Annotated in this window: 7 protein-coding genes; 3 read left to right on the top strand and 4 right to left on the bottom strand. The window is 73.3% G+C overall.

Annotation, left to right across the window (positions count from 1 at the left end; translation table 11 throughout):
• Nucleotides 1-106 precede the first annotated feature (106 nt).
• From ACPYN7_RS04890 to ACPYN7_RS04875, 4 genes are read right to left on the bottom strand one after another with little or no spacing between them, the layout of a single operon-like run.
• The gene (locus ACPYN7_RS04890; RefSeq protein ID WP_424346862.1) at nucleotides 107-2,488 is read right to left on the bottom strand and encodes a glycoside hydrolase family 3 N-terminal domain-containing protein; all 2,382 of its coding nucleotides are present in this window, start codon (nucleotides 2,486-2,488) and stop codon (nucleotides 107-109) included.
• Nucleotides 2,489-2,517: 29 nt separating this feature from the next.
• Nucleotides 2,518-3,435 (bottom strand): carbohydrate ABC transporter permease, encoded by a 918-nt coding sequence (locus ACPYN7_RS04885; protein ID WP_424346861.1) that lies wholly within the window; start codon nucleotides 3,433-3,435, stop codon nucleotides 2,518-2,520.
• Nucleotides 3,436-3,439: 4 nt separating this feature from the next.
• Nucleotides 3,440-4,345, bottom strand: coding sequence for a carbohydrate ABC transporter permease (locus ACPYN7_RS04880; protein WP_424346860.1), 906 nt, complete (start codon nucleotides 4,343-4,345; stop codon nucleotides 3,440-3,442).
• On the bottom strand, nucleotides 4,345-5,688 hold the full coding sequence (locus ACPYN7_RS04875; protein ID WP_424346859.1) for an extracellular solute-binding protein: 1,344 nt from the start codon (nucleotides 5,686-5,688) through the stop codon (nucleotides 4,345-4,347). The genes ACPYN7_RS04880 and ACPYN7_RS04875 overlap by 1 nt, the downstream gene beginning before the upstream one ends.
• A gap of 192 nt (nucleotides 5,689-5,880) precedes the next feature.
• On the opposite strand from ACPYN7_RS04875, the gene ACPYN7_RS04870 reads away from it, so the two are divergent.
• From ACPYN7_RS04870 to ACPYN7_RS04860, 3 genes are read left to right on the top strand one after another with little or no spacing between them, the layout of a single operon-like run.
• On the top strand, nucleotides 5,881-6,921 hold the full coding sequence (locus ACPYN7_RS04870) for a LacI family DNA-binding transcriptional regulator (RefSeq protein WP_424346858.1): 1,041 nt from the start codon (nucleotides 5,881-5,883) through the stop codon (nucleotides 6,919-6,921).
• Nucleotides 6,918-7,646, top strand: a complete 729-nt coding sequence (locus ACPYN7_RS04865) for an HAD family hydrolase (protein ID WP_424346857.1) — start codon at nucleotides 6,918-6,920, stop codon at nucleotides 7,644-7,646. The genes ACPYN7_RS04870 and ACPYN7_RS04865 overlap by 4 nt, the downstream gene beginning before the upstream one ends.
• Nucleotides 7,643-9,733 (top strand): fructose-specific PTS transporter subunit EIIC, encoded by a 2,091-nt coding sequence (locus tag ACPYN7_RS04860; RefSeq protein WP_424346856.1) that lies wholly within the window; start codon nucleotides 7,643-7,645, stop codon nucleotides 9,731-9,733. The genes ACPYN7_RS04865 and ACPYN7_RS04860 overlap by 4 nt, the downstream gene beginning before the upstream one ends.
• Nucleotides 9,734-9,735: the final 2 nt, after the last annotated feature.

Here is a 9,735-nt window from a genome sequence, read left to right as displayed (position 1 = left end):
GGGGCGGGGGGGGCGGGGCGCGGGGGGGGGGGGGGCGGGGGGGGGGGGGGGGGGGGGGGGGGGGGGGGGGGGGGCGGGGGGCGGGGCCCCCCCCCCCGCCCCGGGCTCAGGAGGCGTCGGCGGCCGTGGCGAGGGCGTGGTCGGCGGCCCGGACCTCGACGGGGGTCGTGAGGACGCGGTCGGTGTCCTCCACGTCCCGCACCGCGCCGGTGACCGTGAACCGGCCCTCGAGGGGGAGGTCCTCGCTGGAGGACCCGGCCCGGAGCACGAACTCGCCCGGCTCCACGATCCGGCGCATGGCCCGGCCCGTGAACGAGGTGCGGTCGGCGTGCACGGAGAAGACCACGCGGGCGCTCTGCCCCGCCTCGAGCGCGATCTTGGCGAAGCCGACGAGCATCTTCAGCGGCCGGACGACCTGGGCGATGGGATCGCTCAGGTACAGCTGGACGACCTCCTGGCCGGCCCGCTCGGAGGTGTTGGTCACGGTGACCGCGACGTCCACGGTGCCGTCGGTGCCGATCTCGGCCGCGGAGAGCTCGAGCGCGTCGTAGGCGAAGCTCGAGTACCCGATGCCGTGGCCGAACGGGTACAGCGGCCGGGGGTCGAGGTTGGAGACGCCCTCCGAGTACCCGCCCAGGGCGGGAGCCAGGTAGGTGCCGGGCTGGCCGCCCACGTGCCGGGGGATCCCCACGGGCAGCCGCCCGGAGGGGTTCACCCGTCCGGAGAGCACCCCGGCGACGGCGTGCCCGCCCTCCTCGCCCGGCATGAACGCCTGGACGACGGCCGCGCAGCGGTCGTCGAACGCGCCGAGGCTGTAGGGGCGGCCCGTCACGAGCACGAGGACCACCGGGGTGCCCGTGGCGAGCACCGCCTCGACGAGGTCCGCCTGCCGGCCGGGCAGGGACAGGTCGACGACGTCGCAGCCCTCGCCGGAGGTGCCCGTGCCGAACAGCCCCGCGAGGTCGCCCACGGTCACGACCGCGAGGTCGGCGTCCTCGGCGGCGGCCACGGCCTCGGCGATGCCGCTGGTGTCCGGGTCGGTGAAGTCGACGCCGCGGGCGTGCCGGAAGGCGGTCCGCCCGCCCGCGAACTCCTCGGCGAGGGCGTCGACGATCGAGGTGATCTCGATCCCGGTGCCGGACTCGCCGAACCGGGACAGGACGTGGTTGGTGAAGCTGTAGCAGCCGAGGAAGGAGCGGGGCTGGCCGGCGCTGGGGCCGATGACCGCGACCTTCCGGGCGGTGTCCTGGGCGAGCGGCAGGACGCCGTCGTTCTTGAGCAGGACGACGGACTCCTCGGCCATCCGGCGCGCGAGCCGCCGGTTCGCCGGGGAGTCGAGGTCCACGGCTCCGCCGGCCGCGCCGGGGTCGAAGCCCTCGTCGAGCAGGCCGAGCTCGACCTTCTGCGTCAGCACCCGCCGCACGGCGCGGTCGAGCAGGGACTCGTCGAGCTCGCCGTCCCGCACGGCACCGGCGAGGTCGGCGAAGCAGCCGGTCTCGGGCAGCTCGACGTCCATCCCCGCGGCCAGCGACTGGACGCCGGCGTCGCGGGCGTCCGCGGCCACGTGGTGCATGGACTCGAGGAAGCTCACGGCCCAGTAGTCGGACACGACCGTGCCCTCGAAGCCCCACGTCTCCCGGAGGAGCGTGGTGAGCAGCTCGGGGTCGGCGACGGGCGGGACGCCGTCGACGTCCGCGTAGGAGTTCATCACCGCGCCGGCCCGGCCGAGCTTGACGGCCATCTCGAAGGGCACGAGCACGACGTCCCGGAGCTCCCGCGGTCCGATCGAGACCGGGGCGTGGTTGCGCCCGGCGCGGGAGGCGGAGTAGCCCGCGAAGTGCTTCAGGGTGGCGACGACGCCGGCCTCCTGGAGCCCGCGGACGTACTCGGTGGTCAGGGCGCCCACGAGGTAGGGGTCCTCGCCGACGGTCTCCTCGACGCGGCCCCAGCGGTAGTCGCGGACGACGTCGAGGACGGGCGACAGGCCGAGGTGGACGCCCACGCCCTTCATGTCGGTCCCGATGTGCCGGGCCATGGTGCGGACCAGCTCGGGGTCGAAGGCGGCGCCCCAGGCGATCGCGGCCGGGTAGCAGGTGGCCCCGAGGGTCGTGAACCCGGTGAGGCACTCCTCGTGGGCGATGGCGGGGATCCCGAGCCGGGAGGTCGCGACGACCTGGCGCTGCAGGGTGCGCAGGTGCTCCACCCCGTCCGCGGCGGAGATCGGCGCGCTGCCGAAGGCGCGGGTGATGTGGCCCAGCCCGTGGGCGATCGCGGCCTCGAAGGTCGAGCGGTCGTCGGCGAAGGCGGACTCCATGGGGGCCGCGCCGCCCGTGGCCTCCTCCGGGTCGGGGCGCAGCCAGTAGCTGCCGAGCTGGCCGGCCTTCTCCTCGAGGGTCAGCTCCTGCAGCAGGGCGTCGACGCGTTCGGCGACGGGGCGGGCGGGGTCGTTCCACGGTGCGGTCTCGGGTGCGGTCTCGGGTGCTGTCATGGGGGTGCTCCTTCTGGTCGGTGGGCGCGTCACTTGCCGAAGCCGGCGGTGAGCCCGGCCACGAGGTGCCGGCGCCCGAAGATGTAGAGGACGAGGATCGGCAGCGCCGACAGGACGACGGCGGCCAGGACGGCGGGGACGTCGGCCTGGAACTCCCCCTGGTAGGTCCACAGGGACAGGGGCAGCGTGCGCTTGTCGGAGCTCTGGGTGAGGATCAGCGGGAACAGGAAGTTGTTCCAGCTGTTCAGGGCGTTGTAGACGCCCACGGTGGTGATGGCCGGCACGCTCAGCGGGAGGACGAGCCGGAGGAAGACCCGCCAGTCGCCCGCCCCGTCGAGGGTCATGGACTCGTAGAGCTCGTTCGGGATGTCCCGCATGAAGTTGGTCAGGATCAGGACCGTGATCGGGATCCCCGAGGCGATGCCGGGCAGGACCAGCGCGGTGAGGGTGTCGTAGAGGCCCAGCTGGACGATGATCAGGTAGATCGGGATGATCGTCGCCTGGATCGGGATGGCGATGCCCAGCAGGAACAGCTGGTTGGAGAACACGGCCAGTCCGGTCCTGCTGCGCACGATCACGTACGAGGCGAGCAGGGACAGGAACACGATCCCGGCGACCGTGCACACGACCACCACCACGCTGTTCACGAAGTACTGGGCGAACTGGTTCTCCAGGACGGTGGCGTACGGGGCGAACGTCGGGGACGAGGGCACCAGCGGGTTCGTGGAGTAGTAGTCCTCGCGGGGCTTCAGGCTCGTGATGGCCATGTAGTAGATCGGGATGATGATCGCGGCCAGCCACAGCCACCCGCCCACGGCCGCCGGGATGTTCGGCACGCCCCGGCGGCGGGAGCGGGAGCGGGGCGCGCTCCCGGGGGGTGTGCTCCGGGACTGTGTGCGCTGGGACTGCGTGCTCCCGGGACGGGCGTCCGCGAGTCGTGTGCTCATGGGACTATGCACCTTCCGCCTGGCTCTCCATCTTGTCGGCCCCGGTGAGCCGTTGCAGGCCGAGGGCGAGCGTGAGCCCCACGGCGACGAGGATGACCGCCAGGACACTGGCCTCGCCCATCTGGTTGCTGCGGAATCCGGTCAGGTACATGTCCAGGGGCAGGATGCGGGTCGCGGTGCCGGGCCCGCCCCCGGTGAGGCTGAAGACGAGGTCGAAGTAGGTCAGGGAGCCGACCAGCATCAGCGTGGAGGACGTCACGATCGTGTACTTCAGCTGCGGCAGCGTGATCGAGAAGAACTTGCGCACCGTTCCCGCGCCGTCGATCGTGGCGGCCTCGTACATGCTCTGCGGGATCTGCCGGACCCCCGCCTGGTAGAGCAGCGAGTGGAACGGGATGAAGGACCACGAGATGACGAACACGACCACGTAGAAGGCCAGGCTCGGATCGCCGAGCCAGTCCTGGCTGAGCAGCGTCGAGTCGAACGCCCTCGAGAGCCCGAAGTTCGGGTCGAGCAGGGCCCGGAAGGCGATGCCGACCGCCGCGGCGGAGAAGAGCATCGGCAGGAAGTACAGCACGGAGAGGAACTCCCGGTACCGCTGGCGGCCGGCCATGAACACGCCGAGCAGGAGGCTCAGCGGGAACTGCACGGCGTAGCTCAGCAGCGTCAGCTTGACGGTCAGCCACATGGCCTGCAGGGACACCGGGTCCTCGAGCACCGAGGCCCAGTTGTCCCCGCCCGCCCACTGCGGCGTGCCCAGCCCGTCCCACTGCATGAAGGACAGGACCAGGACGCCGAGCAGCGGGCCGATCGAGAAGATGCCGAAGAAGACCAGGGCGGGGGCCAGCAGCCAGTTGCTGGGGCCGGCCCCCGCCCGGCGCGTCCGCCTCGACGGCGTGCGCTTCAGCATCACAGCGTGCCGTTCATCGCGGTCTGGAACTCCTCCGGGCTCATCTCGCCGGCGAAGACCTGGCTGAGGTTGGTCAGCAGGGCCTGCCCCTGGTCGGCCGGCAGCGCCTGGTCCCAGGACAGCTGGAAGTGGGGCGCGTCCTGGACCATCGAGTAGGCGAAGTCGAGGTACTCCGGGTGCTCGGTGTCGGCGATCTGGTCCTCCACGCCGTCCACGGCGGGGATCAGCCCGGCGTCGAAGAGCGTGTCGACCGCGGTGTCGTCGAGGTTCATCTCGTTCAGGTACTCGATGGCCGTGGCCTGCTGCTCCTCGCTCGCGTCCGCGGAGACGGCCCAGAAGTTCGCCGGGTTGCCCACGATGTTCTGCGGGTCGCCCTGTCCGCCCTCGATCACGGGGAACTCGGTGTAGCCCAGGTTCCCCTCGGCGGTCCACTCGGGGGCGTCGGTGAGGAAGCTGGAGTAGACCCAGCTGCCGTGCAGCATCATGGCCGCCTGGTCGGTGTGCACGAGGGCCACGTCGGCGCCCGCGTCGGCCACCACCGACCCGTAGGTGTCGCCGAAGCCGCCGGCCTCGACGAGCTCCTGGATCTTCTCCAGGGACTCGGTGATCGCGGGGTGCGACCACGCGCCCTCCTCGCCGTCCACGACGGCCTGGAACACCTCGGGCCCGCCGATCCGGTCGGTGAGGTACTGGATCCACATGAGGTACGGCCACTGGCTGGAGCCGGCCACGGAGATCGGCGTGACGCCCTCGGCCTTGAAGGCCTCCACGGCGTCCAGCATCTCGTCCCAGGTGGTGGGGACCTTCACCCCGGCGTCCTCGAAGAGCTTGGTGTTGTAGTACAGGATCACCGGCTGGGTGTTGTTGTTCGGGACGGCGTAGAGCGTGCCGTCCACCTTGCCGGTCTCCAGCACGGAGTCGAGGGCCCGCTCCTCCATCTCGGGCACCTCACCGGTCAGCTCCACCACGTTGCCGTTCTCGACGTAGCTCTCCAGGTTGTCGCCGCCCCAGTTGTAGATCAGGGTCGGTGCGTTGCCGGAGCCCACGCTCGTGCGGATCTTCTCCTTGAAGGCGTCGTTCGCGAAGTACTCGGCGCTGACGGGGGTGTCGGGGTGGTTCTCGTTCCAGGCCTCGAAGGAGGTGCGGAAGGTCTCCTCGGCGCCGCCGGTGAGGGTCCAGGCGGTGGCCCCGCCGTCCCCGCCGGCCTGGGCGCCGCCGCCGCCGCACCCGGCGAGGGCCAGGGCCGCGGCGCCCACCAGTGCGATGCGGGACAGGGAGCGGCGGGAGAAGGGGGCCCGGTGCGCGCCGGCGGGCGCGGGGCGGAGGCTGCGGTGGGTGGACATGGCGTTCTCCTCATCGTTGAGCGATACGTTGCGCTTACGAAACTTTTCGTATAGCGTTTCGCTGCGAGAAGAGTAAGTGGCCTGTTTCACACCCGTCAACCCCCTGGTGTGACCGGGGACACTGCTCCGGGGTGCGGCGAAACGTTTCGTCGCCCCCCGAGGATCCGCCCGGCGTCCGAGGAGACCGTTGCCATGAAGCGAACCACGTTGAGCCAGGTCGCCGCGGAGGCCGGCGTCTCCAAGGGCACGGTCTCCAAGGTGCTCAACGGCCGCCCGGACGTGGGGGAGGACACGCGGGAGAAGGTGCGGGCCGCGGTCGCCGCCCTGGGCTACACGGGCTCGGCCGCCCGTCGGCCCCGGCCGGCCATCGTGCTCGTCTTCGACACCCTGGAGAGCAACTACTCCCTCCAGGTCATGGCCGGTGCGGTGGACGCCTGCGGCCGCGCCGACGCCGACCTGCTGCTGAGCACGCTGCCGAGCCTCGAGCAGGGCGACGTCCCCCCGTTCTCCGGCGAGTGGTTCGCCCGCTGCGGCCGCCGGGGCGAGACCGCGGTCATCGCGGTCACCACGCCGCTGACCGCGGAGCAGGTGGCCGCCGCGGCCCACGCGCAGGTCCCGCTGGTGGCCATCGACCCCGTGAACAGCCTCCCGTCCACGGTGCCCAGCATCGGCTCCACCAACTGGGCCGGCGGGTACGAGGCCACCACCCACCTCCTGGAGCTGGGGCACCGCCGGATCGGGCATCTCGGCGGCCCGGGGCAGTCCCTCCCGGCCCGCGAGCGCCTGGCCGGATACCGCAGCGCCCTCGAGAGCGCGGAGGTCCCGCGCGACCCGGAGCTCGTGACGGGCAACGGCTTCAGCTACGAGGCCGGCTTCGCCGGGGCCCAGGAGCTGCTCGAGCTCGAGCACCCGCCCACGGCGCTGTTCGCGGCCTCCGACGAGGCGGCGCTCGGCGCCTTCGAGGCGGCGCGGCAGGCGTCGCTGCGGGTGCCCGAGGACCTCAGCGTCGTCGGCTTCGACGACACGCTGATCGCCCGCTGGGCCTCGCCCAAGCTGACCACGGTGCGCCAGCCCCTGCACGCGATGGGCGAGATGGCCGTCGAGCGCGCCGTCACCCTCCTGGCCGGCGGCTCGCGCCGGGCCCACCCGCTCCAGCTGCAGACCTCGCTCGTCGAACGCTCCTCCACCGCGCCGCCCCGGGGCGGCACGGCTGCGGAGGGTGCGACGCCGTGACCGCGCCCGGGTTCCCCGCCGCCGTCCTGTGGGACTTCGACGGCACGCTCATGGACACCGAGCCGCTCTGGCTGGAGCTGGAGCGCGAGGAGCTCGAGGCGCTCGGCGGCACGTGGAGCCCCGCGCTCGCGGACGAGCTCGTCGGGACCACCATGGCGGCCACGGCCGGGATCCTGCTGCGCCGCGCCGGTCGCCCGGACCCCTCCGCGGACGAGGTCGAGACGGTCGCGGACCGGCTCGAGCGCGCCATGCACGCCCGCCTCGGCGGGGGAGCGGTCCGCTGGCAGCCGGGTGCCGAACGGCTGCTCGAGGAGCTCGGGGCGGCCGGCGTGCCGTCGGCGATCGTCTCCTCCTCGCCCGCCGCGCTGCTCCGCGCCGCCGTGCGCACCCTGCCCCCCGGGGTCTTCTCCGCCGTGGTCGCCGGCGACCACGGGCACCGGTCCAAGCCGCACCCGGCCCCGTACCTGGCGGCGTGCGAGCTGCTGGGCGTGGCGGCCGCGGACTGCGTCGTCGTCGAGGACTCGCCCACCGGGGCCGCCGCGGGGACCGCCGCCGGGGCGTGGGTCGTCGCGGTCCGCGGCGTCATACCCGTGGAACACGCCCCCCGGCGCCTCCTCGTGGATAGCCTGGAGAGCATCGATCTCCCGCTCCTGCGGAGCCTGCCGCGCACCGGTGCCGCCCCGCGGCCCGGGCGCCGCCCACCACGTCGATCGGAGCAGTCATGAGCGACCCGCAGCGGATCCTCGCCATCACCGCGTGCCCCACCGGCATCGCGCACACCTTCATGGCCGCCGAGAACCTGGAGCAGGCCGCGCAGCGGCTCGGCCACGAGATCAAGGTGGAGACCCACGGCTCGATCGGCGTCGAGAACGCGCTCACCGCCGAGGACATCGAGCAGGCGGACGCCGTGGTCGTCGCCGCCGACAAGCAGGTGGACCTCTCCCGCTTCGCCGGCAAGCGGGTGGTCACCGCTCCCGTGGCGGACGGGATCCGCCGGCCCGGGGAGCTCATCCGCGAGGCGCTCGCCGCGGCGCCCAGCGCCGGGGCCCCGCGCCAGGAGAGCCGGGAGGACACCCGCCCCGGGGTCGGTACGACCGTCTACAAGGCGCTCATGAACGGCGTCTCGCACATGATCCCGTTCGTGGTGGCCGGCGGTCTGCTCCTGGCCGTCTCGCTGTCCCTGGGCGGCACCCCGACCCCCGAGGGGCTCGTCATCCCCGAGGACAGCTTCTGGTACGTGATCAGCCAGGTCGGCGTGCTCGCGTTCACGCTGATGGTGCCGGTCCTGTCCGGCTACATCGCCTACGCGATCGCGGACCGCCCCGGCCTCGCCCCCGGCATGATCGGCGGGTTCATCGCCAACACGGGAGCGCTCTACGGCTCCGAGTCCGGCGCCGGGTTCATCGGCGCGATCGTGACGGGCTTCCTGGCCGGCTACGTGGCCCTGGCGATCAAGAAGATCCCCGTGCACCGCTACATCGCCCCGATCTGGCCGATCATCGTCATCCCGGTGCTGACCACGCTGGTGGTGGCCCTGCTGTTCGTCCACGTCCTGGGCGCCCCGATCGCGGGGGCCTTCGCCGCGCTGACCGCGTTCCTCGCCGGGCTCGAGGGCGGCAGCGTCATCCTGCTCGGCGCCGTCCTCGGCGCGATGATCGCGTTCGACATGGGCGGGCCCGTCAACAAGACCGCGTTCCTGTTCGGCGGCGGGCTCATCGCGGCCGGCAACGCCGCCCCGATGGGCATGGTCGCCGCGGCCATCGCCGTCCCGCCCCTGGGCATGGGGGTGGCCACGCTGCTGCGCCGCCGCTACTTCACCGCCCAGGAGCGCGAGTCCGGGATCGCGGCCCTGTTCATGGGCTTCTTCGGCATCACCGAGGGGGCCATCCCCTTCGCCGCCGCCCGCCCGCTGCAGGTCATCCCGGCGAACATGGCCGGCGGCACGGTCGCCGGGGCCGCGGCGGCCCTGCTGGCCGTCGAGGACAACGTCATGCACGGCGGCCCGATCGTCGCCGTCCTGGGCGCCGTGGAGAACGTGGCCGGGTTCTTCGTGGCGATCGCCGCCGGCCTGCTCGTGACAGTCCTGACGGCGCTGTTCCTGCTCGGCCTCAGCGCCCGCCGGAACGGGCACGACGACGACGCCGCGGCGGCGGACGGCGCGAGCGCCGGGGCGGAGGACGCCCCGGTCGGTGCCGGGGAGCGCGAGCCCGTGGCGGTCGGTCCGGAGGGCGGGTCCACCGCGGCGGCGCCGGGGCCCGCAGCGGCCCCCGGGCCGTCCGGCGCCCCGGCGGCGGCCTCACCCGGCGCCTCGCCGGAGGAGCCGGCCGCAGCCCGTTCCGGGCGACGGCCCACCGGCTCCGTCCTCGACCACCTGAGCGAGGACACCGTGCTGCTCGACGTCGGCGGCGCGGGCCGCGACGACGTCGTCCGCCGGCTCGTGGAGCTCGGCGCCGCCACGGGGCAGGTGCGGGACGTGGACGCCGTCGTCGCCGCGGCCCTGGCCCGGGAGGAGCAGGGCACCACCGGGGTGGGGCAGGGCATCGCGATCCCGCACGCCAAGGCGGCCGAGGTGGCCGCGCCCCTGATCGCGTTCGCCCGCAGCACCGAGGGGGTGGAGTGGGAGTCCATGGACGGCGCACCCGTCCACCTGGTCTTCCTCATCGCGGTGCCGCAGGAGCAGGCCGGGGACGAGCACCTGAGGATCCTCGCCACCCTCTCCCGGGCGCTGACGAGGACCGAGTTCCGGGACGCCCTGCTCGGGGCGCGGAGCCGCGCCGAGGTGATCCGGGTCCTGGCGGACCGGCTGGGCTGAGG

The sequence above is a fragment of the Kocuria sp. CH-021 genome (assembly GCF_049716185.1).
Lineage (GTDB): Bacteria > Actinomycetota > Actinomycetes > Actinomycetales > Micrococcaceae > Kocuria > Kocuria cellulosilytica.
This window is presented reverse-complemented; position numbering and strand designations above follow the sequence as displayed.